This is a genomic window from Pseudomonas sp. BNK-45 (genome assembly GCF_047456255.1).
GTDB lineage: Bacteria > Pseudomonadota > Gammaproteobacteria > Pseudomonadales > Pseudomonadaceae > Aquipseudomonas.
In genome coordinates this window covers 6,441,948-6,465,384 of sequence record NZ_CP179909.1, presented here as the reverse complement: position 1 = coordinate 6,465,384, position 23,437 = coordinate 6,441,948, and the positions used below count along the sequence as shown (strand labels likewise).

Sequence of the window (23,437 nt, the reverse complement as noted above, 5' to 3'; positions counted from 1 at the left end):
CTAATTTGTCCATTATGGACTTTTAGTTTTGGTGGGCAATATCCAGGCGAAAAAAAACGCAGCCGGTGATGGCTGCGTTTTTTTTGGTGCGCCCGTGATCAGGCTTGCGGGCGTTTGCGCTCTACAGGGCGCAGCAGTTCGGCGGGCGGCATCTCGCAGCTGATCTTGCGTCCCAGCAGGGCTTCGATCGAGGGCAGCTGGTAGGAGTCGTCCTCGCCGGCGAAGCTGATGGACACGCCCTCTGCCCCGGCACGCCCGGTACGGCCGATGCGGTGCACGTAGTCGTCCGGCACTTCCGGCAGGGTGAAGTTGATCACATGGCTGATGCCGTCGATGTGAATGCCGCGGCCGGCCACGTCGGTGGCCACCAGCACCCGGATCTTGCCTTCGCGGAAGCCTTCCAGGGTCTTGATCCGCTTGTGCTGCGGCACGTCGCCGGACAGCTGGGCGGCGTTCACCCCGTCGCGCACCAGGCGTTCCTCGATGCGCCGCACTTCATCCTTGCGGTTGGCGAAGACCATGACCCGTTCCCAGCCGTTGTCGGTGACCAGGTTGTACAGCAGCTTGTACTTGTCGGCCCCGGCCACGGCATAAATGTGCTGTTCGACGTTTTCGCTGGCGACGTTCTCGGCCTCGATCTCGACGATTGCCGGATCGGTGGTCCATTGCTTGGCCAGGTTCATCACGTCATCGGTGAAGGTGGCGGAGAACAGCAGGGTCTGGCGTTCGCTCTTGGGCGGGGTCTGGCGGATGATCTGCCGCACCTGCGGGATGAAGCCCATGTCGAGCATGCGGTCGGCTTCGTCCAGCACCATCACTTCGACCATGTCCAGGTGCACGTCGCCGCGCTGGTTGAAGTCCAGCAGACGGCCCGGGGTGGCTACCAGGATGTCGCAGTGGCGGGCTTCCAGGTGCTTGAGCTGTTTGTCGAAGTCCATGCCGCCGACGAAGGTCATGACGTTGAGGCCGGTGTACTTGGTCAGCGCCGCGGCGTCCTTGGCGATCTGCACCACCAGCTCCCGGGTCGGGGCAATGATCAGCGCCCGTGGCTCGCCCATGTAGCGCTCTTTGGGCGGCGGGGTCTGCAGCAACTGGGTGATGATCGAGATCAGGAACGCGGCGGTCTTGCCGGTGCCGGTCTGGGCCCGGCCGATGGCGTCCTTGCCCGCCAGGGTATAGCCCAGCACCTGGGCCTGGATCGGCGTGCAATAAGGAAAGCCCAGGTCCTGGATGGCGTGCATCAGTTCCGGTGCCAGTTTGAAGTCGTGGAAACGGGTCTTGCCTTCCTGGGGTTCGACCACGAAGTCTTCAAGTTTCCAGGTGCTGGCGGGCGGCTTGGGTGCGCGCGGACGGCGCGGCTGCTCAGGCTTGGGTTGCTCGGCCTTGGGCTTCTCTTGGCGTGGCGCTTTGGGAGCAGAAGGGGCGGCCGGTGTGTTCACCGGTTCTTTTTTAGCTGCGGTAGCGGGTGCGCTCCGTTCCGGCTGACGGCCGTCATTACGGCTGCTGGAACTGGGGGAAGGGGCACTGGGGCCTGGCGCGAGCGGCTCAGCCTCGCTTTTACCGAAGATTTTCTTGAGTGCTTTGAGCACGGTCATCTCATCAATTGGTTAAGGAATGTACGCCGGCCAGTGTAATGCAAGAAACGGGCGCGGCGTAGTCTGTTGCTCTGGCCCCCGGTTGGAGGCGGATTTTCTAGCGCAAACGCTCGTTCAGCCAGGTGCCGATATCGCTGATTTCTTCTGGTAACACCTCGTGCCCCATTGGGTATTCCTGCCATGTCACGGTGACACCATGCTGCTTCAGATACTCGTAGGCGGTGCGGCCCATGGCGTTTTGCACCACTTCGTCGTACTGGCCATGCAGCGACAGCACCGGAATCCGCTGTTGGCTGGCGGAAAGTTGCAGTTCGTCGCCAAAGGTCGGTGCGTAAGTGGAGAGGGCAAGCACGCCACCCAACGGACCCTGCCACTTGAGGAAGGCGGTGTGCAGTACGACGGCGCCCCCCTGGGAGAAACCTGCCAGGAAAATTCGCGAGGCGTCTATTCCGCTGGCGCGTTGCTCTTCGATAAGTCTGATGACTTCATCGGATGATTCGTCGAGCTGTTCACGACTGATCGCGCGAGCCGGGTTCATGGCCAAAATGTCGTACCAACTGGGCATGGCATATCCGCCATTGATGGTCACGGCACGGGTCGGCGCCTGGGGCAGGACGAAGCGGGTGCTCAAGAGTTTTTCCTGCAGCATCTCGGCCACCGGCAGGAAGTCGTAACGGTCCGCTCCCAGGCCGTGAAGCCAGATCACACAGGCATCTGCGGGCTTGCTGGGCTGAAGAATCAAGGGCTCGGTCATGGCTGCTCCATTTTTGTGCGTGCGCGCTGATTGAGTGCGAGGTCAAGGGGCGCGCCCGGTTGATCGGTGAAGAAGATGTCGCACGGTTGAACGTTTTGCTATTGACCACTGGCTGAAACGCTTTAGCCGAAACTGTGGTACGGGCTTTGCTATGGCTCAGAAAGAGGAGTGGAAGTGATAGCACTCTCTGCCGGCGGTAACACTAACAGGCTACCGCGGGCGATGGCATAGCCAACCTCCTCTGATACAGGTTCGCCAATGGCCGCTACGGGCTTTGCGAACTGCAAAGGGCTACAGCCCGTTCGGCCGATTGGTGAGATGTAGGCCCCCCATTACGTGGATTTCTCCTACTAGACTCATAGCGAAGGTCTTACGCCGCTTGACCCCATAAAAAAGCCTACACGGGTCAACAGCGCCTCATGAGGGTGCGGCAGGACTCAAGCTCCGACACAACAAGAGCAAAACTGGAGGTTTGAATGAAGATGTTGAAATCCACCCTGGCCGCTGTCACGGCGGCCACGGTCCTGGCTACAAGCGGTTTCGCACAGGCGGGTGCGACTCTGGATGCAGTACAGAAGAAAGGTTTCGTACAGTGCGGCGTCAGTGATGGTCTGCCGGGTTTCTCGGTACCGGATGCGACCGGCAAGATCCTCGGGATCGACGCCGACGTTTGCCGCGCAGTGGCCGCTGCAGTATTCGGTGACGCGACCAAGGTCAAGTTCAGCCAGTTGAACGCCAAGGAGCGCTTCACCGCGCTGCAATCCGGCGAAATCGACGTGCTGTCGCGCAACACCACCTGGACCAGCTCTCGCGACGCGGGCATGGGCCTGATGTTTGCCGGTGTCACTTACTACGACGGCATCGGCTTCCTGGTGAACAACAAACTGGGTGTGAAAAGTGCCAAGGAGCTGGACGGTGCGACCATCTGTATTCAAGCCGGTACCACTACCGAGCTGAACGTGTCGGACTACTTCCGTGGCAATGGTCTGAAATACACCCCGATTACCTTTGACACCTCCGATGAAAGCGCCAAGTCCCTGGAATCCGGGCGTTGCGACGTGCTGACATCCGACAAGTCCCAGCTTTACGCACAGCGCAGCAAGCTGGCGACCCCGACCGATTATGTCGTGCTGCCGGAAACCATCTCCAAGGAGCCGCTGGGCCCGGTGGTGCGTAAGGGCGACGAAGAGTGGTTCAGCATCGTCAAGTGGACCCTGTTCGCCATGCTCAACGCCGAAGAGGCGGGCATCACTTCGAAAAACGTCGAAGCTGAAGCCAAGTCGACCAAGAACCCTGATGTGGCACGTCTGCTGGGCGCGGACGGTGAATACGGCAAAGACCTGAAACTGCCGAAGGACTGGGTAGTACAGATCGTCAAGCAAGTAGGTAACTACGGTGAAGTGTTCGAGAAGAACCTCGGCAAGAGCACGCCACTGGCCATCGACCGCGGCCTGAACGCGCTGTGGAACAACGGCGGCATCCAATACGCACCACCTGTGCGCTGATGGTTCTATCACCCGGCGGGCCAACCGCCGGGTGATGTTCTGTTCCATTATTCCTGGGGCACTTCATGCAAAATTCTATCGGCGCACCCAAGCAGAGGCTTAGCCTCAGCGATCCGCGTGTGCGCGCCTGGCTGTTCCAGATCATCACCCTCGTGGCGGTGGTTTCGCTGGGCTGGTTTCTGTTCGACAACACGCAAACCAACCTTCAGCACCGGGGTATCACCTCGGGTTTCGACTTTCTTGAGCGCAGCGCCGGTTTCGGCATCGCTCAACACCTGATTGCCTACACCGAAGCGGACAGCTATGCCCGGGTCTTCGTCATCGGCCTGCTCAATACGCTGCTGGTGACCTTTATCGGGGTAATCCTGGCGACCCTGCTGGGGTTCATCATCGGGGTGGCGCGGCTGTCGCAGAACTGGATCATCAACAAGCTGGCGACGGTGTATGTGGAAGTGTTCCGCAACATTCCGCCGCTGCTGCAGATCCTGTTCTGGTACTTCGCGGTGTTCCTGACCATGCCGGGGCCGCGCAACAGCCACAACTTCGGCGACACCTTCTTTGTCAGCAGCCGGGGCCTGAACATGCCGGCGGCGCAAATGGCCCCGGGGTTCTGGGCGTTCGTGGCGAGTGTGGTGCTGGCCATCGTCGCCATCGTGCTGATGTGCCGCTGGGCCAACAAACGCTTTGAAGAAACCGGGGTGCCGTTCCACAAGTTCTGGTGCGGATTGGCGCTGCTGCTGGTGATTCCGGCGTTGTGCACCCTGTTGTTCGGTTCGCCGGTGCATTGGGAGTTGCCGAAGCTGCAAGGCTTCAACTTCGTTGGCGGCTGGGTGCTGATACCCGAGCTGCTGGCCCTGACCCTGGCCCTGACCGTCTACACCGCGGCATTCATCGCCGAGATCGTGCGCTCCGGGATCAAGTCGGTGAGCCACGGTCAGACCGAGGCGGCCCGCTCCCTGGGGCTGCGCAACGGCCCGACCCTGCGCAAGGTGATCATTCCCCAGGCCCTGCGGGTGATCATTCCGCCGTTGACCAGCCAATACCTGAACCTGGCGAAGAACTCGTCCCTGGCCGCCGGTATCGGCTACCCGGAAATGGTTTCGCTGTTCGCCGGCACGGTGCTCAACCAGACCGGCCAGGCCATCGAGGTCATTGCCATCACCATGAGCGTGTACCTGGCGATCAGCATCAGCATTTCCCTGCTGATGAACTGGTACAACAAGCGCATTGCGCTGATCGAGCGGTGAGGAAGCGCCCATGACAACTCATACTTTCAAGCCCGACATGCCGCCGCCCAGCCGCAGTATCGGCGTGCTGGCGTGGATGCGCGCCAACATGTTTTCCAGCTGGCTCAACACCCTGTTGACCCTGTTTGCCTTCTACCTGATCTACCTGGTGGTGCCGCCGCTCCTGCATTGGGCGATCCTCGACGCCAACTGGGTCGGCACTACCCGTGCCGATTGCACCAAGGATGGCGCCTGCTGGGTGTTCATCCAGCAGCGTTTCGGCCAGTTCATGTATGGCTACTACCCGGTGGAACTGCGCTGGCGGGTGGACCTGACCGTTTGGCTGGCGGTGATCGGCGTGGCGCCGTTGTTCATCTCGCGCTTTGCCCGCAAGGCGATCTACGGCTTGTGTTTCCTGGTGTGGTACCCGGTGGTTGCCTACACCTTGCTGCATGGCGGTTACCTGGGCTTGAGCAATGTCGCCACCAGCCAATGGGGCGGTCTGATGCTGACCCTGGTGATCGCCACGGTGGGGATTGCCGGAGCCCTGCCGCTGGGGATCCTGCTGGCATTGGGGCGACGCTCCAACCTGCCGGCGATTCGCGTGGTCTGCGTGACCTTCATTGAGTTCTGGCGCGGCGTGCCGCTGATCACCGTGCTGTTCATGTCCTCGGTGATGCTGCCGCTGTTCCTGCCCGAGGGCATGAACTTCGACAAGCTGTTGCGCGCCCTGATCGGGGTGATCCTGTTCCAGTCGGCCTATGTGGCCGAGGTGGTGCGCGGTGGCTTGCAAGCTATTCCCAAGGGCCAGTACGAAGCCGCTGCGGCCATGGGTCTGGGTTATTGGCGGGCCATGGGCCTGGTGATTCTGCCCCAGGCCCTGAAGCTGGTGATTCCCGGCATCGTCAACACCTTCATCGCCCTGTTCAAGGACACCAGCCTGGTGATCATCATCGGCCTGTTCGACCTGCTCAACAGCGTCAAGCAAGCCGCCGCCGATCCCAAATGGCTGGGCATGGCCACCGAAGGCTATGTCTTCGCGGCCCTGGTGTTCTGGATTTTCTGTTTCGGTATGTCCCGCTACTCCATGCATCTGGAGCGTAAGTTGGACACAGGCCACAAGCGTTAGGAGTATCTCCATGAGTGAAGCGAACAAAAAGCCTGTGGGCCCTGAAGGCATTATTCAGATGCAGGGTGTGAACAAGTGGTACGGCCAGTTCCACGTGTTGAAGGACATCAACCTCAACGTCAGGCAGGGTGAGCGCATCGTGCTGTGCGGGCCTTCGGGCTCGGGCAAGTCCACCACCATCCGCTGCCTCAACCGCCTGGAAGAGCACCAGCAGGGACGCATCGTGGTGGATGGCGTCGAGCTGACCAACGACCTCAAGCAGATCGAGGCCATTCGCCGGGAAGTGGGCATGGTGTTCCAGCACTTCAACCTGTTCCCGCACCTGACCATCCTGCAAAACTGCACCCTGGCGCCGATGTGGGTGCGCAAGATGCCCAAGCGCAAGGCCGAGGAAATCGCCATGCACTATCTGGAGCGGGTGCGCATTCCGGAGCAGGCCAACAAGTACCCGGGCCAGCTGTCCGGTGGCCAGCAGCAACGGGTGGCGATTGCCCGGGCGCTGTGCATGAAGCCCAAGATCATGCTGTTCGACGAACCCACCTCGGCCCTGGACCCGGAAATGGTCAAGGAGGTGCTCGATACCATGATCGGCCTGGCGGAAGACGGCATGACCATGCTCTGCGTGACCCATGAAATGGGCTTTGCCCGCACCGTGGCCAACCGGGTGATCTTCATGGACAAGGGCGAAATCGTCGAGCAGGCGGCCCCCAACGACTTCTTCGACAACCCGCAGAACGACCGCACCAAGCTGTTCCTGAGCCAGATCCTGCATTGATCCTGATGCACGGCTGGCGCTGACGATAAACCCGGACTGGCTCCGGGTTTATTTTTGCCCGGCATTCAGCTGCCGGCAGCGCCGAGCTGTGGTTCGGGGTGGTCGCCCAAGGCTGAGGGCGCCAGCCGTGGTTCGCCAAGCTCCAGTACGTCCTTCATCAACCGTGGGTGGCGATCCAGCAGGCGCATCAGCACGTACAGCGGTTGGGGCACGCCGACTTCGCCGCGCTCGTAACGGGAAAAGGCGTTGTGCCCGCCGCCGGACAGCAGTTTGACCGCTTCTTTCTGCGAGAGGTGCAGCTTGCGGCGGATGCGCTTCAGGTCGGCGGCGACGTTCTGCCGGTACTCCTCCAGCAAGTGGTCGCCCGCCGCGGCATAGCGCTCTGCACTCTGGGCATCGAATTCGATTTCACCGCACTCCTGGCATTCCCAGCCCGCCAGGCCAAGGATCTGACGCTGCAGGTGCCGGTAGTCGATGAGCTCGCTGCGCTGCTCGAAGGCCAGCATGCCGGTGGGAGCGCCGCAGCTGTAGCATTGTTGTCGTTTCATGTCTCTGCCTCCTTGAAGGAGATCACCGGAGGCCCTGCACCGGGGCGGTAGGTGACCTTGATGTAGAGCGTCCGGTTATCGATGCGGGTGTAATACACGTCCTGCCACAGCCGGTGATCGCCATAGGTGGTCATCGATTTGTAGAACAGGCTGCCCTGCAGTCCGGCTATCACTCGTTGCATGGCAGCCAGGGACAATCCGAGTTCCTGGCCGCAGCGCAATGCGCTTCGAGTGAAGGCTTGTGCTCCATGCCGAACGACCTGTGCCTTGATCAGCGACAGGTCGTAATGAGGTGTTTTCTTTTCCATGAGACACCCTTGAGGCTTGACCGAAATTACCCTTATAGGGTTTTTTGTCAAGACCTGTTTGCCTTGGCGAAAGTGCCTCCTCCAGCCTAAAACGTTGAACTCTCGGAAAAGCCTGAATACCATGTCGGACAATTCATCCGATGATTGGATGATTGAGCGAGTCCCATGAGCGAAACATCCCCCCTGATCAAAAAATCCCTGGTTGACCAGGCCCTGGAACAACTGCGCAAACGCATCAACAGCGGTGTCTGGCGGGTCGGCCAGCGCTTGCCCACCGAACCGGAACTGGCCCAAGAACTGGGCATCAGCCGCAATACCGTGCGCGAAGCCATGCGAGTGCTGGCGTTCTCCGGACTGATCGAGATCCGCCAGGGCGACGGCAGCTACCTGCGAGCGGTGGCCGATCCACTGGACATGCTCCAGGCCCTGTCCCAGTGCTCCCTGGAACAGGCCCGGGAAACCCGGCAGATCCTCGAAGTGGAGGCGGTCGGCCTGGCGGCCCTGCGCCGCACCGACGAGGACCTGCAGGCCCTGAACCAAGCCTTGCAGGCCAGCAGCGGGCATTTTCATGGTGACCTGGAAAGCTACATCGCCTGCGACCTGGTTTTTCACCAGCGCCTGGTGGATGCCGCCCACAACCCGACCCTCAGCCAGCTGTACCGCTATTTTTCCAGCGTGGTGGGCGCGCAGTTGCGCCAGACCTTGACCCAGGCTCCGCGTCGCCAGGACGTCTTCGATCTCCATCAGCATCTGCTGGATGCCATCGAACAGGGCGACCCCGAGCAGGCCAAGCAGTTGTCCCGCCAGTTGATCAACGAATCCTGAATCCGAGACCTTCATGTCCAATCACCAGGTACCCCCGAATACCCCGTCTGCTCCTCGGCGTCCTGCCGAACTCGAAGAGCTGCTGATCGACGCCGAGGCCGATGACGAGGAGCTTCAGCAGGCCCCACCCGCGGTGCGCCGGCCCTGGCTGTTGCTGCTGGGGCTGATTCTGGTGGCGCTGAACCTGCGTCCGGCGCTGTCGAGCATGGCGCCGTTGCTCAGCGATGTGTCGCAGCAACTGGGGCTGTCAGCCGCCAAGGCCGGCCTGCTGACCACTCTGCCGGTGCTGTGCCTGGGCTTGTTCGCGCCTTTGGCGCCGCTGCTGGCCCGGCGTTTTGGTGCCGAGCGGGTGGTGCTGGGGATTCTCCTGACCCTGGCCCTGGGCATTGTGCTGCGCAGTTCCCTGGGGGAGTTCGGCGTCTTTGCCGGGAGCATCCTGGCCGGCGCCAGCATCGGTGTGATCGGGGTGCTGCTGCCGGGCATCGTCAAGCGCGATTTTGCCCGCCATGCAGGCACCATGACCGGGGTCTACACCATGGCCCTGTGCCTGGGGGCGGCGATGGCGGCAGGCGCGACGGTGCCCCTGAGCCAGCACTTCGGTAGCAGCTGGGCCATGGGCCTGGGGTTCTGGGTCGTGCCGGCGCTGGCGGCGGCGCTGTTCTGGTTGCCGCAAGTGGGGCACAAACACGGCGCCCACCATGTCGCCTTCCGTGTGCGCGGGTTGCTGCGTGATCGCCTGGCCTGGCAGGTCACCCTGTACATGGGCCTGCAGTCCTCCCTGGCCTACATCGTGTTTGGCTGGCTGCCGTCGATCCTGATCGGCCGCGGGCTGAGTCCGACCCAGGCCGGACTGGTGCTCTCCGGATCGGTGATTGTGCAACTGGCCAGCTCCCTGGCGGCGCCCTGGCTGGCGACCCGCGGCAAGGACCAGCGCCTGGCCATCTTGATGGTCATGCTGATGACCCTGGGCGGCCTGTTCGGTTGCCTGTATGCGCCGCTGGACGGTTTGTGGGGCTGGGCGATCCTGCTGGGCCTGGGGCAGGGCGGCACTTTCAGCCTGGCCCTGACCCTGATCGTGCTGCGCTCGCGGGACACCCATGTGGCGGCCAACCTGTCGAGCATGGCCCAGGGCATCGGTTACACCCTGGCGTCCATGGGGCCCTTTGCGGTGGGGCTGGTGCACGACTGGACCGGTGGTTGGAACGCCGTGGGCTGGATCTTCGCCGTGTTGGGCAGCGGGGCGATCATCGCCGGCCTGGGCGCCGGTCGTTCGCTGTATGTGCAGGTGCAAAGCGAGAAAATCTGACGGACTTCGCTGTCGGTATTTGCCTGGCAAATGCCGATAGTCTTCCCGAGGCATGGGGATTATTGTGCTGGCATTCCCTTGCCTTTCCGGAGTCTGTCCATGAGTGATGCCCAGCGCGCCCTGATCACCGAGTTCTACCAGGCCTTCCAGCGGCTCGATGCCGAGGCCATGAGCGCCTGTTATACCGAGGATGTGCTGTTCAGCGATCCGGCCTTCGGTGAATTGCGCGGACGTGATGCTGGTGACATGTGGCGCATGCTCACGTCCCGGGCCAAGGACTTTTCCCTGACCTTCGATCAGGTGCGTGCCGATGGGAACACCGGCAGCGCGCATTGGGTGGCCACCTACCTGTTCAGCCAGACCGGCAACACCGTGGTCAATGACATTCAGGCGCGCTTCGTGTTTCGCGACGGCAAGATCTGCGAGCACCACGATCATTTCGACATGTGGCGTTGGGCGCGTCAGGCCCTCGGGGCCAAGGGCCTGTTGCTGGGCTGGACGCCGCTGCTCAAGAACGCCGTTCGCGCTCAGGCCCGCAAGGGCCTCAAGGCCTTCCAGGGCGGTCGCTGAAAGCCATCCTCTGTTAAGATCGCGGCTGGTTATCCACAGGCCCCGATTCTTTTTGTGAGCAGCCCCGATCCAACCCCCGCAATTGCCGCCGAGCGGCCTGCGCCTGCCGGCAAACCCTGGTTTGTGTACCTGGTGCGCGCTGCCAATGGCGCTCTCTACTGCGGCATCAGCGACGACCCGGTGAAGCGCTTTGCCAAGCACCAGAGCGGCAAGGGCGCGCGTTTCTTTCTCTCCAGCCCGGCGGTGGCCCTGGTCTACACCGAAGCATGCCGAGACAAGAGCGAGGCCCTGCGCCAGGAGCGGCTGATCAAGAAACTCAGGAAGAGCGCCAAGGAGTGCCTGGTGGCCGCGGCCAGTGCAGCGGCATCAATCTGACTGATAGGTTCTCATCAGTTGGATCTGTAGGCCGTCCACGGATTGCGCGCTAAGCTTCAGCGCTCTCCCTCTTGTGGCGGACCCCAGCATGTCAGAGTTGATTCTCCACCATTACCCGACCTCTCCCTTCGCGGAAAAAGCCCGCTTGCTCCTGGGGTTCAAGGGCCTGTCCTGGCGCTCCGTGAAGATCTCCCCGGTCATGCCCAAACCCGACCTGACGGCCCTGACCGGCGGCTATCGCAAGACCCCGGTGTTGCAGATCGGGGCGGACATCTATTGCGACACGGCCTTGATCGCGCGCCGCCTGGAGCGGGAGAAAGCCTCGCCGGCGCTGTTCCCCGAAGGCCAGGAAATGATCAGCGCGACCTTCGCCGCCTGGGTCGACTCGGTGGTGTTCCAGCATGCGGTGACCCTGGTGTTCCAGCCCGAGTCGGCAGCCGTGCGCTTTGGCAAGCTGCCGCCGGAAGCGGTCAAGGCCTTCATGGCCGACCGCGCCGGGTTGTTCAGTGGCGGCAGCGCCAGCCGTCTGCCCCTGGACGTGGCCAAGCATCAGTGGCCGACCATCATGGCGCGTCTGGAGCAGCAACTGCAGCGCGAGCCGGGGGACTTCCTGTTTGGCGAACCGTCGATTGCCGATATCGCCCTGGCGCACCCGCTGTGGTTCCTCAAGGGCACGCCGGTGACCGCACCGCTGGTGGACGAGTATCCGGCGGTATCCGCCTGGTTGGCGCGGGTGCTGGGCTTTGGTCATGGCTCCTTCACCGAGCTGAGTGCCGAAGAGGCCCTTGAGGTGTCGCGCAGCGCTACGCCGGCGCCGCTGCCGGATGAGCGGTTTGTCGATCCCAATGGCTTTGCTGCAGGGCAGCAGGTGGTGATTGCTGCGACCGACTATGGCGTCGATCCGGTGGCGGGCGAGTTGCTGTTTGCCGGTACTGAAGAGTTGATCCTGCGTCGCGAAGATTCGCGTGCCGGTGTGGTGCACGTGCACTTCCCGCGGTTGGGGTTCCGTATCCAGGCACAGTGATCCACACCTGTAGGCGCTGGCTTGCCAGCGAAGGCGTCCTCAAGATCGATGCTCGATCTACTGGCCCTTTCGCCGGCAAGCGGCGCGCCGCCCGGCCGGCTCCGACTAAGGTTTCAGCGCAGCCATGATCGCGTCGGGGTCGTAGGTACGGATCAGGCTGCCATTCACGTCCAGGATCGGAATCCCGGCACCGCCCAGGGCGGTATAGGCCTGACGCGCCTCGGCATCTTTCTCGATGTCGAACTCCCGGTAGGGAATGCCCTTCTGATCGAGAAAGCGCCGGGTGGCCTTGCAGTAGCCGCACCAGTCGGTGGCGTACAGCACCACCCGGGCCTGGCTGCGGATCGCTTCGCTGACCACCGCCGAAGGGTTGAACAGGCGCTCGATCTTGCCCCAGTGCTGGTAGATCACCACCACCAGCAGGATCAGCAAGAACTTCTTCAATACCCCCTGGAGCATCAGTTGCGGCGCTTGAGCTGGTCGGTCAGTTGGGTCGGCAGGCCCTTGATGATCAGGGTCCCGGCTTCTTCGTCGTACTCGATCTTCGAGCCCAGCAGGTGGGCTTCGAAGCTGATGGACAAGCCTTCGGCGCGGCCGGTGAAGCGGCGGAACTGGTTGAGGGTGCGTTTGTCCGCGGGAATCTCCGGCGACAGCCCGTAATCCTTGTTGCGGATGTGATCGTAGAAGGCCTTGGGGCGGTCTTCGTCGATCAGTTCCGAGAGTTCCTCCAGGCCCATGGGCTCGCCGAGCTTGGCCTGGCTGCTGGCGTACTCCACCAGGGTCTTGGTCTTTTCCCGGGCCGACTCTTCCGGCAAATCCTCGCTTTCGACGAAGTCGCTGAAGGCCTTGAGCAGGGTGCGGGTTTCGCCCGGGCCGTCGACGCCTTCCTGGCAGCCGATGAAGTCGCGGAAGTACTCCGAGACCTTCTTGCCGTTCTTGCCCTTGATAAAGGAGATGTACTGCTTGGACTGCTTGTTGTTCTGCCACTCGGAGATGTTGATCCGCGCCGCCAGGTGCAACTGGCCCAGGTCCAGGTGGCGCGACGGCGTCACGTCCAACTGGTCGGTCACGGCCACGCCTTCGCTGTGGTGCAGCAGGGCGATGGCCAGGTAGTCGGTCATGCCCTGTTGGTAATGAGCAAACAGCACGTGGCCGCCCACTGACAGGTTGGATTCCTCCATCAGCTTCTGCAGGTGTTCCACCGCCACCCGGCTGAACGCGGTGAAGTCCTGGCCGCCGTCCAGGTACTCCTTCAGCCAGCCGCTGAAGGGAAACGCGCCGGACTCGGGATGGAACAGTCCCCAGGCTTTGCCCTGTTTGGCGTTATAGCTTTCGTTGAGGTCGGCGAGCATGTTCTCGATGGCTGCGGACTCTGCCAGTTCGGAGTCTCGGGCATGAAGAACTGCGGGGCTGCCGTCGGGTTTTTTGTCGATCAGGTGGACGATGCAATGACGGATCGGCATGGGCTTCTCGGCTGATTGAAGGGGGAGGGCGGGCTCCCCGAAAAAGTGCCCAGTGTACCGCAGCCGAGGGTTCGGGCGCGGTTTGCCGGGCGATGAACGGCTCGTCGGTAACGCTTATGCATTTTTTTACCGATTTAGAGCAATAAAGCTGACCAAATGGCTAGGTAGAGGCGGATATTTCCCCGTCTGTGTGCTAGTTTTGCCCCGTCTTACGCGATGTCTCAGCGTTAAGCGTGCATTCAGCATTTGTCGGGTCGAACCAAACCCTGATTTCGGTATCTATAACCCCGATCTGTCGTGGTTGTAACCGGGGTGCCAGATTCACAAGATCTGGCTCGATGGCTGACACTGCACTCTGCAATCCAAATGAATTTGATAGGGAAGGAACACCACAATGGCTATTACTAAAGACCAACTGATCGCTGATATCGCTGAAGCTATCGACGCGCCGAAAACCACCGCGCGTAACGCTCTGGACCAACTGGCCCAGATCGTTGCTGATCAATTGGAAAATGGCGGCGAAATCACTCTGCCAGGTATCGGCAAGCTGAAAGTGACCGAGCGTCCTGCCCGTACTGGCCGTAACCCATCGACTGGCGCTGCCATCGAAATCGCTGCCAAGAAAGTTATCAAGCTGGTTGTGGCTAAAGGCCTGACCGACGCTGTTAACAAGTAAGACTTGCAGTGAAACCGTGCTCAGAAGTTCTCCGGGCACGGTTTGTGTGACACCGATTCACGCAAGGTGAATCGTCTTTGAATCCCCCGCCTCTCTAGTTCTTCCTCAGTTCTTCCTGCCCCAGCGTTCCTGACTCCAGGCCTGTTGCTGTGCCTTGTCCTTGAAGGTCCAGGCGACGAAGCGGCTCTGTTTCTGTCCCTGGGACATCTCCACCACCTGGCTTTCCAGGGCGCCGGCCTTTTTCAGTGCGCTTTCAATGGCTGGCAGGTTCGAGGCCTTTGACACCAGGGTGCTGAACCACAGCACTTGCTGGCCGACGCTTGCGCTCTCGCTGATCAACTGGCTGACGAAGCGGATCTCGCCACCTTCGCACCAGAGTTCCCGGGCCTGCCCGCCAAAGTTCAGCACCGGCAGCTTGCGCTTGGGATCGGCCTTGCCCAGGGCTCGCCATTTGCGCTGGCTACCGCGGGTGGCTTCATCCAGGGAGGCGTGGAACGGCGGGTTGCACATCGTCAGGTCGAAACGCTCGGTGCTTTCCAGCAGACCGGTGAGGATCTGCCTGGGATTGCCCTGCTGGCGCAGGCTGATGGCCTTGTTCAAGCCGTTGGCCTGGACGATGGCCTTGGCGGCGGCCAGGGCGGTGCTGTCGATGTCCGAACCGAGGAACTGCCAGCGGTAGTCGCTGTAGCCGATCAGCGGATAGATGCAGTTGGCGCCGACCCCGACATCCAGCACCCGTACCGCCGCGCCACGCGGGATTTCACCCTGGTTGTGGCGGGCCAGCAGGTCGGCGAGGAAGTGCACATAGTCGGCGCGACCGGGCACGGGCGGGCACAGGAAGTCCGCCGGAATGTCCCAGTGGGCAATGCCGTAGAAGGCCTTGAGCAGGGCGCGGTTGAACACCCGCACGGCTGCCGGGTCGGCAAAATCGATGCTTTCCTTGCCGTAGGGATTGAGGATCACGAACTGCCCCAGCTCCGGGGTGCTCTTGATCAGTTGCGGGAAGTCGTAACGCCCCTGGTGACGATTGCGCGGATGCAGGCTGGCCTTTTCCCGGGGCGCGGCGGTTTTTGGGGCGGCGGGCTTGGGCTTTTTGCGCGCAGGCTTGGGTGTGCTGGGGGCGGTCATGGGGGATCGATTCGGGGCTGGTTCAAAGTGGCGGGCATTGTCACACAGGAGCAGCGGTAAGTTTCAAGCGGTGAGCGACAAGTGATGCCTGCCTCCGCGCCGCCCAAGACAAGGCGCACAAAAAAGGGAGGCCTGTATGGGCCTCCCTTTTTCACACTGCGCGAATATTCGTTACAGGCTGGAAATCCGTGCGTGCTGTTCCGCCAGCTTGCCCAGGGCCTGTTCGGCCTCGGCCAGTTTGGCGCGTTCCTTCTCGATCACTTCCGCCGGTGCCTTGTCGACGAAGGACGCGTTGGACAGTTTGCCGCCCACGCGCTGCACTTCGCCTTGCAGGCGTTGGATTTCCTTGTCCAGACGGGCCAGTTCCGCGCCCTTGTCGATCAGGCCGGCGATCGGTACCAGCACTTCCATCTCGCCCACCAGGGCGGTTGCGGACAGCGGTGCTTCATCGCCGGCGCCCAGTACGGTGATGGACTCGAGCTTGGCCAGCTTCTTCAGCAAGGCTTCGTTCTCGGTCAGGCGACGCTGGTCTTCGGCACCGGCGTTCTTCAGGAACAGGGCCAGGGGCTTGCCCGGACCGATGTTCATTTCCGCGCGAATGTTGCGAGTGCCGAGCATCAGGCCCTTGAGCCATTCGATGTCGTCTTCGGCGGCCTGGTCGATGCGGGCTTCGTTAGCCACCGGCCAGGGTTGCAGCATGATGGTCTTGCCGTTGCTACCGGCCAGCGGCGCCAGGCGCTGCCAGATCTCTTCGGTGATGAACGGCATGAACGGATGCGCCAGGCGCAGGGCAACTTCCAGTACCCGTACCAGGGTGCGACGGGTGCCACGCTGGCGTTCAACCGGCGAGTTCTCGTCCCACAGCACCGGCTTGGACAGCTCCAGGTACCAGTCGCAGTACTGGTTCCAGATGAACTCGTACAGGGCCTGGGCGGCCAGGTCGAAACGGAACTGGTCGAGCTGACGGGTGACTTCGGCTTCAGTGCGCTGCAGTTGCGAGATGATCCAGCGGTCCGCCAGGGACAGCTCGTAGGCCTCGCCGTTCTGGCCGCAGTCCTCGCCCTTGTCCAGCACGTAGCGCGCGGCGTTCCAGATCTTGTTGCAGAAGTTGCGGTAACCCTCGACGCGACCCATGTCGAACTTGATGTCGCGGCCGGTGGTGGCCAGGGAGCAGAAGGTGAAGCGCAGGGCGTCGGTGCCGTAGCTGGCGATGCCGTCGGCGAATTCGGCGCGGGTCTGCTTCTCGATGGCTTTCTGCAACTTGGGCTGCATCAGGCCGGTGGTGCGCTTTTGCACCAGGGTTTCGAGGTCGATGCCGTCGATGATGTCCAGCGGGTCGAGGACGTTGCCCTTGGACTTGGACATCTTCTGGCCCTGGCCGTCGCGGACCAGGCCGTGCACGTACACGGTCTTGAACGGAACCTGCGGCGTGCCGTCTTCGTTCTTCACCAGGTGCATGGTGAGCATGATCATCCGGGCGACCCAGAAGAAAATGATGTCGAAGCCGGTGACCAGCACGTCGGTCGGGTGGAAGGTCTTGAGGAACTCGGTCTGCTCCGGCCAGCCCAGGGTGGAGAAGGTCCACAGGCCCGAACTGAACCAGGTGTCGAGTACGTCGTTGTCCTGCTGCAGGGCAACGTCCGGACCTAGGTTGTGCTTGGCCCGCACTTCGGCTTCGTCGCGGCCGACATAGACCTTGCCGGACTCGTCGTACCAGGCCGGAATGCGATGGCCCCACCACAGCTGGCGGCTGATGCACCAGTCCTGGATGTCGCGCATCCAGGAGAAGTACATGTTTTCGTACTGCTTGGGCACGAAGGCGATGCGGCCGTCTTCCACGGCGGCGATGGCAGGCTCAGCCAGAGGCTTGGTGGAGACGTACCACTGGTCGGTGAGCCACGGCTCGATCACGGTGCCGGAGCGGTCGCCCTTCGGTACTTTCAGGGCGTGGTCGTCGACGCTGACCAGCAGGCCGGCGGCGTCGAAGGCGGCCACGATCTGCTTGCGCGCTTCGAAGCGGTCCAGGCCGACGTACTCGGCCGGGATCTTGCCGTCGACGGTTTCGTTGAGGCTGCCGTCCAGGTTGAACACCTGGCAGGCCGGCAACACGGCGGCGTTCTTGTCGAAGATGTTCAGCAGCGGCAGGTTGTGGCGCTTGCCGACTTCGTAGTCGTTGAAGTCGTGGGCCGGGGTGATCTTCACGCAGCCGGTGCCGAATTCAGGGTCGCAGTAGTCGTCGGCGATGATCGGGATGCGCCGGCCGACCAGGGGCAGTTCGACGAACTGGCCTATCAGGGCCTTGTAGCGCTCGTCTTCGGGGTTCACCGCGACGGCGGAGTCGCCGAGCATGGTTTCCGGACGGGTGGTGGCGACGATCAGGTAGTCGTTGCCTTCAGCGGTCTTGGCGCCGTCGGCCAGTGGGTACTTGAGGTTCCACAGGAAGCCTTTCTCGTCGTGGTTTTCCACTTCCAGATCGGAAATCGCCGTGTGCAGCTTGGTGTCCCAGTTCACCAGGCGCTTGCCGCGGTAGATCAGGCCGTCTTCGTGCAGGCGCACGAAGGCTTCCTTGACCGCTTCCGAGAGACCGTCGTCCATGGTGAAGCGCTCGCGGCTCCAGTCCACGGAGGAACCCAGGCGGCGGATCTGGCGGCTGATGTTGCCCCCGGACTGATCCTTCCATTCCCAGACTTTTTCGAGGAACTTTTCCCGGCCCAGATCGTGACGATTCTGGCCCTGGGCTTCGATCTGGCGCTCCACCAGCATCTGGGTGGCGATACCGGCGTGGTCGGTGCCCGGCTGCCACAGGGTGTTGCGACCCTGCATGCGGCGGAAGCGGATCAGGGCGTCCATGATCGCGTTGTTGAAGCCGTGGCCCATGTGCAGGCTGCCGGTGACGTTCGGCGGCGGGATCATGATGGTGTAGGAGTCGCCCGCGCCTTGCGGGGCGAAGTAGTTCTCGGACTCCCAGGTCTGGTACCAGGAAGTTTCAATGGCGTGCGGCTGGTAGGTCTTATCCATGCGCGGCGGGACCCTATTGGCATTTATTCAGGAAAAGCCGGGAAGTATAGCGGAGGGCGGCAGCAGCAAGCCACAAGCGGCAAGCGACAAGATGGCCATGCCCGGCTTTTGCGTGTGGCTTATGGTTTGCCGCTGGTGGTTGCTGCGAGCAGGCGTTCCAGGCGGGCGTCGAGGCGACGCTTGATCTCGGTTTCGATGTGTGGGGCGAAGTCGTCGATCACGTCTTGCATGATCAATTGCGCGGCGGCGCGCAGCTCGGTGTCCAGATGCAGCAGGGCGTCGGCACTGTTGCTGGCGGCTGCGGGTTTGGCTGCCGGCGTTGGCGCGGGAGCCGGGGGCGCAGCAGGGGTTGGTGCTGGTGCTGCGACTTGAGCCGGGGTCGGCGCAGGTTGCGGTTTGGCTGGCACGGCAGGGGCGGTTTCGGTGGTGGTCGGTTGCTGGCTGCCCACCATGTCGAACAGCAGGGGGATTTGCACTTCACTGCTCACGGTCTCGGTCAGCAGCGGTGGTTGCAGGTTGTCATCACCGAGCAGTTGACGGATCGACTCGAGGTCGTCCAGCAGGTGCGCGGGTTTTTGCAGCGGGTTGGGAGTGTCCATCGGGTGCTCAGAGTCGCTGTAAACGGTGATCTTGCAGAGGATAGCCCTGTTCGCGATAGAAACGGAAACTCTCGCGGGCCGCCTGACGAATAGTCGGGTCTTCCACCACGACCTCGGCAATTCGGGCAAAGCGCGGGGCGAAGGCCGGTACTTTCAGGTCCAGGTTCACCAGCAGGTCGTTGTGTTCGCCGGGGTCCTGGCCCAGGCCGAGGACGATCAAGCCTTCGGGTTCGCTTTCCGCCGGGCCGTGGGGGACGAAGGTTTCGCCCTTGAAGCGCCACAGGCGGGCATCGAGTTCATCCCGTTGCGCGGCATCGCTGCAATGCAGGTAGATGCGGTGGCCCATGCGCCAGGCCTTGTCGGTGAGCTTGCAGGCAAAATCCAGGCGCGCCGCGGGGTCCGCGCTGGGAAGGATATAAAAGTCGACTTTGGTCATTGTGGTTCCTGAGCCGGAGAGGGCGCCGCCTTCAAGCGACACCCTCCGCGGTCATGGTTTTCAGGCTTTGGCGCGGTCCAGCAGGTATTGGGTCAGCAGGGGAACCGGACGGCCGGTGGCGCCCTTGTCCTTGCCGCCGCTGGTCCAGGCGGTGCCGGCGATGTCCAGGTGCGCCCAGTTCAGGTTCTTGGTGAAGCGCGAGAGGAAGCAGGCGGCGGTGATGGTGCCGGCCTTCGGTCCGCCGATGTTGGCAATGTCGGCGAACGGGCTGTCCAGCTGCTCCTGGTACTCGTCGAACAGCGGCAGTTGCCAGGCGCGGTCGTCGGCTTGCCGGCCGGCGCTGAGCAGCTGCTCGATCAGCTCGTCGTTGTTGCCCAGCAGGCCCGAAGTATGGGCGCCCAGGGCCACGATGCAGGCACCGGTGAGGGTGGCGATGTCGATCACGGCCTGAGGCTTGAAGCGTTCGGCGTAGGTCAGGGCGTCACACAGCACCAGGCGGCCTTCGGCGTCGGTGTTGAGGATTTCCACGGTCTGGCCGCTCATGGTGGTGACGATGTCGCCAGGACGGGAAGCGCCGCCGCTGGGCATGTTCTCGGCGCAGGCGAGGATGCACACCAGGTTGATCGGCAGCTTGAGCTCCAGCACCGCACGCAGGGTGCCGAACACGCTGGCGGCGCCGCCCATGTCGTATTTCATCTCATCCATGCCGGCGCCGGGCTTGAGGCTGATGCCGCCGGTGTCGAAGGTGATGCCCTTGCCCACCAGGGCGAATGGCTTCTCGGACTTCTTGCCGCCGTTGTACTGCATGACGATCAGGCGTGGCGGCTGGTCGCTGCCCTGGCCCACGGCATAGAACGAGCCCATGCCCAGTTCCTTGATCTTCTTCTCGTCGAGGACTTCGACTTTCAGGCCCTTGAACTCTTTACCCAGGGCCTTGGCCTGTTCGCCGAGGAAGGTCGGGTGGCAGACGTTCGGCGGCAGGTTGCCCAGGTCGCGAGTGAAGGCCATGCCCTTGGCGATGGCCTGGGCGTGGGTCACGCCACGCTGGACTTCCGCCTCGGCGGCCTTGATGGTCAGCAGGGTGATTTTCTTCAGGGCGCGAGGTTCGGCCTTCTGGCTCTTGTAGCGGTCGAAGACATAGCCACCGTCCACCAGGGTTTCGGCCAGCAGGCGGGTCTTGCCGTAGCTGTCGCGGCCCTTGACCACGACTTCGTCCAGAGCCAGCACGGCGTCACTGCCGCCCAGGCCCTTGAGCGTGCTCAGTACGCCACTGATGAGCTTACGGAACGGGCGGTCGCCCAGTTCGCCATCCTTGCCGGTGCCGACCAGCAGCACGCGTTCGGCCTTGAGCTTGGCCACGCCGTGCAGCAGTAGGCTCTGGCCGACCTTGCCGGCCAGGTCGCCGCGCTTGAGCACGGCGCTGATGGCGCCGCCGCTGAGTTCGTCGAGTTGCTTGGCGACGGTGCCGAGCTTGCGGTCTTCGCCGATGGCGACCACCAGGGTGGCGGTCTTCAACGTTTCCGGGCTAACGCTTTTTACAACCAGTTCCATGTCCGGGTCCCTGAATGAATGGTCTAAGAGCGCAGGAAAGACTCCGGCGCGGGGCTTATCTATATAGAAGAAGGCGTCGCGTGCTGGCGACGACAAAGCCGCCAGTTTGAACCTCGCCGGTCGCGGCTGACAACCCTCGTATCGGCCAAGTTCGCCGCTTTAGAGCGCCGGGAGAGCATCCTCCGTGACAGGCGCGCGCAATCACAGGATAATGCGCCATCTTTTTCGGCGGCTCTGCAATTTGGAGCCGGCTCGATACGTTTGCTTGTTCGGCCGCCTTAGCCTGACAACCCTGGAGTGTCTGGTTTGATCGTCTTTCGTTATCTATCCCGCGAAATCCTGCTGACCCTGAGTGCCGTGAGTGCGGTGCTGCTGGTCATCATCATGAGCGGGCGCTTCGTCAAGTTCCTCGCTCAAGCCGCCTCGGGTGCTCTGGATCCGGGCTCGCTGTTCCTGATCATGGGCTTTCGTCTGCCGGGCTTCCTGCAACTGATCCTGCCGCTGGGGCTGTTCCTCGGCATTCTTCTGGCTTATGGCCGGCTTTATCTCGAAAGCGAGATGACCGTGTTGTCCGCGACCGGCATGAGCCAGCAGCGCCTGCTGGGCATGACCATGGTTCCGGCGGCCCTGGTGGCGCTGGTGGTGGCGTGGCTGAGCCTGAGCCTGGCGCCGCAGGGAGCCAATCAGTTCCAGTTGCTGCTGAACAAGCAGGATGCCCTGACCGAGTTCGACACCCTGGTGGCCGGACGCTTTCAGGCGCTCAATGACGGCAGCCGGGTGACTTACACCGAGCAGTTGTCGGAAGACCGGACCAATCTTTCCGGGGTGTTCATCTCCGAAAAACGCCTGAATCAGGAAAAGAAGGACCAGGGCATCTCGGTGCTGGTGGCCGAGAAGGGCCATCAGGACATCCGGCCCGACGGCAATCGTTACCTGATCCTGGAGAACGGCTACCGCTATGACGGCAACCCGGGCGAGGCCAACTACCGGGTGATCAAGTACGACACCTACGGCGTGCTGCTGGAGCGTCCGGACGTCAGCGACGAAGTCACTGATCGCGACGCCATGCCGACCCGCGATCTGATCGGCAAGGACGACCTGCGGGCCCGCGCCGAACTGCAATGGCGCCTGTCCCTGCCGTTGCTGGTCTTCATCGTGACCCTGATGGCGGTGCCGCTGTCCCGGGTCAATCCGCGCCAGGGCCGCTTCCTCAAGCTGATCCCGGCCATTCTGCTGTACATGGCGTACCTGACCATCCTGATCGCGGTGCGCGGTGCCCTGGAGAAAGGCAAGATCTCGCCTGCCCTGGGGCTGTGGTGGGTTCACCTGCTGTTCCTGGCCATTGGCCTGGGCTTGATGTACTGGGAACCGATGCGGTTGAAAATGGCGAGTCGTCGCAGCGTGAAGGAGATGGCTCGTGGTTAAGCTCGATCGCTACATCGGTAGCAGTGTGTTCATGGCCATTCTTGCAGTCCTGGGGATCATCCTCGGGCTGGCCTCGCTGTTTGCCTTCATCGATGAGATGGGCAGCGTCAGCGATACCTACACCGTGATGGACGTGATGAGCTACGTCGTCCTCACCGCTCCGCGCCGGGTGTACGAGATGCTGCCGATGGCGGCCCTGATCGGCTGTCTGATCGGCCTGGGCTCTTTGGCCAGCAACAGTGAGCTGACCATCATGCGTGCCGCCGGTGTCTCCGTCGGTCGTATCGTCTGGGCGGTCATGAAGCCCATGCTGGTGCTGATGCTGGTGGGGGTGCTGGTGGGCGAGTACGTGGCGCCGGCCACCGAGACCCAGGCCCAGGCCAGTCGCGCCCTGGCACAGGGTTCCGGCGATGCCCAGAGTTCCAAGCATGGCCTGTGGCACCGTCAGGGCGAGGAGTTCATCCACATCAACGCCGTGCAACCCAATGGCTTGCTGTATGGCGTGACCCGCTACCACTTCGATGACAATCACCACATGCTGTCGTCGAGCTTCGCCCGCCAGGCGCGCTTCCACGAGAACTACTGGCAGTTGACGGATGTCACCACCACCTATTTCCGTGAAGGTCACACCGAAGTCATCAGCGCGCCCGACGAGCGCTGGGACGTGGCCCTGAGCCCGCAACTGCTGAGCACCGTGGTGATGGCGCCGGAGTCCCTGTCGATCACTGGCTTGTGGGGCTACATCCATTACCTGGCGGATCAGGGGCTGAACAACGGTCGCTACTGGCTGGCGTTCTGGGTCAAGGTCCTGCAGCCCCTGGTGACGGCGGCCCTGGTATTGATGGCGATTTCCTTCATCTTCGGCCCGCTGCGTTCGGTGACCCTCGGTCAGCGCGTGTTCACCGGCGTGCTGGTGGGGTTCACTTTCCGCATCGCCCAGGACCTGCTGGGGCCTTCGAGCCTGGTTTTTGGCTTCTCTCCGCTGTTTGCGGTGCTGGTGCCGGCAGGCATCTGCGCCATTGCAGGCTTCTGGCTGCTGCGCCGGGCCGGTTGATTTAGCGGTTCCGCCAGGTTTTAAGCGCAACGCCCCGGTCTCTGGATCGGGGCGTTTTTGCATTTGACAAACGCTGACAGGCGAGCGTGACGCTCGTGCCGAGTATCAGGTACAATTCCCGGCTATTTTTCGGCGGGCCATGCCTGC

At 62.4% G+C, this 23,437-nt stretch carries 23 protein-coding genes; 12 read left to right on the top strand and 11 right to left on the bottom strand.

Features of this window, described 5'->3' with window-relative positions; genetic code table 11:
- Positions 1-98: 98 nt before the first annotated feature.
- Together rhlB and ACMGG8_RS29365 are read right to left on the bottom strand one after the other, a co-directional pair.
- Positions 99-1,595 (bottom strand): ATP-dependent RNA helicase RhlB, encoded by a 1,497-nt coding sequence (gene rhlB / locus ACMGG8_RS29370; protein ID WP_060837648.1) that lies wholly within the window; start codon positions 1,593-1,595, stop codon positions 99-101.
- A gap of 97 nt (positions 1,596-1,692) precedes the next feature.
- Positions 1,693-2,349, bottom strand: coding sequence for an alpha/beta hydrolase (locus ACMGG8_RS29365; protein WP_060837649.1), 657 nt, complete (start codon positions 2,347-2,349; stop codon positions 1,693-1,695).
- A gap of 476 nt (positions 2,350-2,825) precedes the next feature.
- Here ACMGG8_RS29365 and ACMGG8_RS29360 point away from each other — a divergent pair, with 476 nt between their 5' ends.
- From ACMGG8_RS29360 to ACMGG8_RS29345, 4 genes are all read left to right on the top strand, one after another.
- Positions 2,826-3,854, top strand: coding sequence for an amino acid ABC transporter substrate-binding protein (locus ACMGG8_RS29360; RefSeq protein WP_016965200.1), 1,029 nt, complete (start codon positions 2,826-2,828; stop codon positions 3,852-3,854).
- Between the two features lie 65 nt (positions 3,855-3,919).
- Positions 3,920-5,101 carry an amino acid ABC transporter permease gene (locus tag ACMGG8_RS29355; protein ID WP_060837650.1) on the top strand — a complete coding sequence of 394 codons (1,182 nt, stop codon included), beginning with the start codon at positions 3,920-3,922 and terminating at the stop codon, positions 5,099-5,101.
- 10 nt (positions 5,102-5,111) lie between these two features.
- Entirely contained in the window at positions 5,112-6,209 is a 1,098-nt protein-coding gene (locus ACMGG8_RS29350; RefSeq protein ID WP_060837651.1) for an amino acid ABC transporter permease, read from the top strand.
- 10 nt (positions 6,210-6,219) lie between these two features.
- On the top strand, positions 6,220-6,984 hold the full coding sequence (locus ACMGG8_RS29345; RefSeq protein ID WP_016965197.1) for an amino acid ABC transporter ATP-binding protein: 765 nt from the start codon (positions 6,220-6,222) through the stop codon (positions 6,982-6,984).
- Positions 6,985-7,049: 65 nt separating this feature from the next.
- Here ACMGG8_RS29345 and ACMGG8_RS29340 read toward each other — a convergent pair whose 3' ends face one another.
- Both ACMGG8_RS29340 and ACMGG8_RS29335 read right to left on the bottom strand, forming a co-directional pair.
- On the bottom strand, positions 7,050-7,532 hold the full coding sequence (locus tag ACMGG8_RS29340; protein ID WP_414158871.1) for a type II toxin-antitoxin system MqsA family antitoxin: 483 nt from the start codon (positions 7,530-7,532) through the stop codon (positions 7,050-7,052).
- The gene (locus tag ACMGG8_RS29335) at positions 7,529-7,840 is read right to left on the bottom strand and encodes a type II toxin-antitoxin system MqsR family toxin (protein WP_129405417.1); all 312 of its coding nucleotides are present in this window, start codon (positions 7,838-7,840) and stop codon (positions 7,529-7,531) included. The genes ACMGG8_RS29340 and ACMGG8_RS29335 overlap by 4 nt, the downstream gene beginning before the upstream one ends.
- A gap of 165 nt (positions 7,841-8,005) precedes the next feature.
- Between ACMGG8_RS29335 and ACMGG8_RS29330 the strand changes: the two genes are divergently transcribed.
- The 5 genes from ACMGG8_RS29330 to ACMGG8_RS29310 all read left to right on the top strand — a co-directional run bounded on the left by ACMGG8_RS29330 (position 8,006) and on the right by ACMGG8_RS29310 (position 11,940).
- The gene (locus ACMGG8_RS29330) at positions 8,006-8,665 is read left to right on the top strand and encodes a FadR/GntR family transcriptional regulator (protein ID WP_060842546.1); all 660 of its coding nucleotides are present in this window, start codon (positions 8,006-8,008) and stop codon (positions 8,663-8,665) included.
- A gap of 13 nt (positions 8,666-8,678) precedes the next feature.
- Positions 8,679-9,971, top strand: a complete 1,293-nt coding sequence (locus ACMGG8_RS29325) for a CynX/NimT family MFS transporter (RefSeq protein ID WP_414158870.1) — start codon at positions 8,679-8,681, stop codon at positions 9,969-9,971.
- A 99-nt stretch (positions 9,972-10,070) separates the two neighbouring features.
- On the top strand, positions 10,071-10,541 hold the full coding sequence (locus tag ACMGG8_RS29320; protein ID WP_060837655.1) for a nuclear transport factor 2 family protein: 471 nt from the start codon (positions 10,071-10,073) through the stop codon (positions 10,539-10,541).
- 54 nt (positions 10,542-10,595) lie between these two features.
- Positions 10,596-10,916, top strand: a complete 321-nt coding sequence (locus tag ACMGG8_RS29315) for a GIY-YIG nuclease family protein (RefSeq protein WP_060842547.1) — start codon at positions 10,596-10,598, stop codon at positions 10,914-10,916.
- An 88-nt stretch (positions 10,917-11,004) separates the two neighbouring features.
- Positions 11,005-11,940: a glutathione S-transferase family protein gene (locus ACMGG8_RS29310; RefSeq protein ID WP_414158869.1), complete on the top strand. Its 936-nt coding sequence runs from the start codon at positions 11,005-11,007 to the stop codon at positions 11,938-11,940.
- A gap of 105 nt (positions 11,941-12,045) precedes the next feature.
- Here ACMGG8_RS29310 and ACMGG8_RS29305 read toward each other — a convergent pair whose 3' ends face one another.
- Both ACMGG8_RS29305 and yejK read right to left on the bottom strand, forming a co-directional pair.
- The gene (locus ACMGG8_RS29305; RefSeq protein WP_060837658.1) at positions 12,046-12,399 is read right to left on the bottom strand and encodes a glutaredoxin family protein; all 354 of its coding nucleotides are present in this window, start codon (positions 12,397-12,399) and stop codon (positions 12,046-12,048) included.
- The gene (gene yejK / locus ACMGG8_RS29300) at positions 12,399-13,403 is read right to left on the bottom strand and encodes a nucleoid-associated protein YejK (RefSeq protein ID WP_092319840.1); all 1,005 of its coding nucleotides are present in this window, start codon (positions 13,401-13,403) and stop codon (positions 12,399-12,401) included. Before yejK ends, ACMGG8_RS29305 begins: the two co-directional genes overlap by 1 nt.
- Before the next feature lie 394 nt (positions 13,404-13,797).
- Between yejK and ACMGG8_RS29295 the strand changes: the two genes are divergently transcribed.
- A complete protein-coding gene (locus tag ACMGG8_RS29295; RefSeq protein WP_003440137.1) occupies positions 13,798-14,079 on the top strand; it encodes an HU family DNA-binding protein in 282 nt (93 codons plus the stop codon).
- A 105-nt stretch (positions 14,080-14,184) separates the two neighbouring features.
- Here the strand turns inward: ACMGG8_RS29295 and rlmF are convergent, their stop codons facing one another.
- From rlmF to ACMGG8_RS29270, 5 genes are all read right to left on the bottom strand, one after another.
- Positions 14,185-15,207 (bottom strand): 23S rRNA (adenine(1618)-N(6))-methyltransferase RlmF, encoded by a 1,023-nt coding sequence (rlmF, locus tag ACMGG8_RS29290; RefSeq protein ID WP_414158868.1) that lies wholly within the window; start codon positions 15,205-15,207, stop codon positions 14,185-14,187.
- A 171-nt stretch (positions 15,208-15,378) separates the two neighbouring features.
- Positions 15,379-18,225, bottom strand: coding sequence for a valine--tRNA ligase (locus ACMGG8_RS29285; protein WP_414158867.1), 2,847 nt, complete (start codon positions 18,223-18,225; stop codon positions 15,379-15,381).
- Between the two features lie 119 nt (positions 18,226-18,344).
- A complete protein-coding gene (locus ACMGG8_RS29280; protein WP_414158866.1) occupies positions 18,345-18,824 on the bottom strand; it encodes a DNA polymerase III subunit chi in 480 nt (159 codons plus the stop codon).
- Positions 18,825-18,831: 7 nt separating this feature from the next.
- Entirely contained in the window at positions 18,832-19,260 is a 429-nt protein-coding gene (locus tag ACMGG8_RS29275) for a DNA polymerase III subunit chi (protein ID WP_060837663.1), read from the bottom strand.
- Between the two features lie 60 nt (positions 19,261-19,320).
- Complete coding sequence (locus ACMGG8_RS29270; RefSeq protein WP_060837664.1) at positions 19,321-20,811, bottom strand: leucyl aminopeptidase; 1,491 nt, start codon at positions 20,809-20,811, stop codon at positions 19,321-19,323.
- Positions 20,812-21,117: 306 nt separating this feature from the next.
- Here ACMGG8_RS29270 and lptF point away from each other — a divergent pair, with 306 nt between their 5' ends.
- Together lptF and lptG are read left to right on the top strand one after the other, a co-directional pair.
- A complete protein-coding gene (gene lptF, locus ACMGG8_RS29265) occupies positions 21,118-22,236 on the top strand; it encodes an LPS export ABC transporter permease LptF (RefSeq protein WP_060837665.1) in 1,119 nt (372 codons plus the stop codon).
- On the top strand, positions 22,229-23,290 hold the full coding sequence (lptG, locus tag ACMGG8_RS29260; protein ID WP_060837666.1) for an LPS export ABC transporter permease LptG: 1,062 nt from the start codon (positions 22,229-22,231) through the stop codon (positions 23,288-23,290). Before lptF ends, lptG begins: the two co-directional genes overlap by 8 nt.
- Positions 23,291-23,437: the final 147 nt, after the last annotated feature.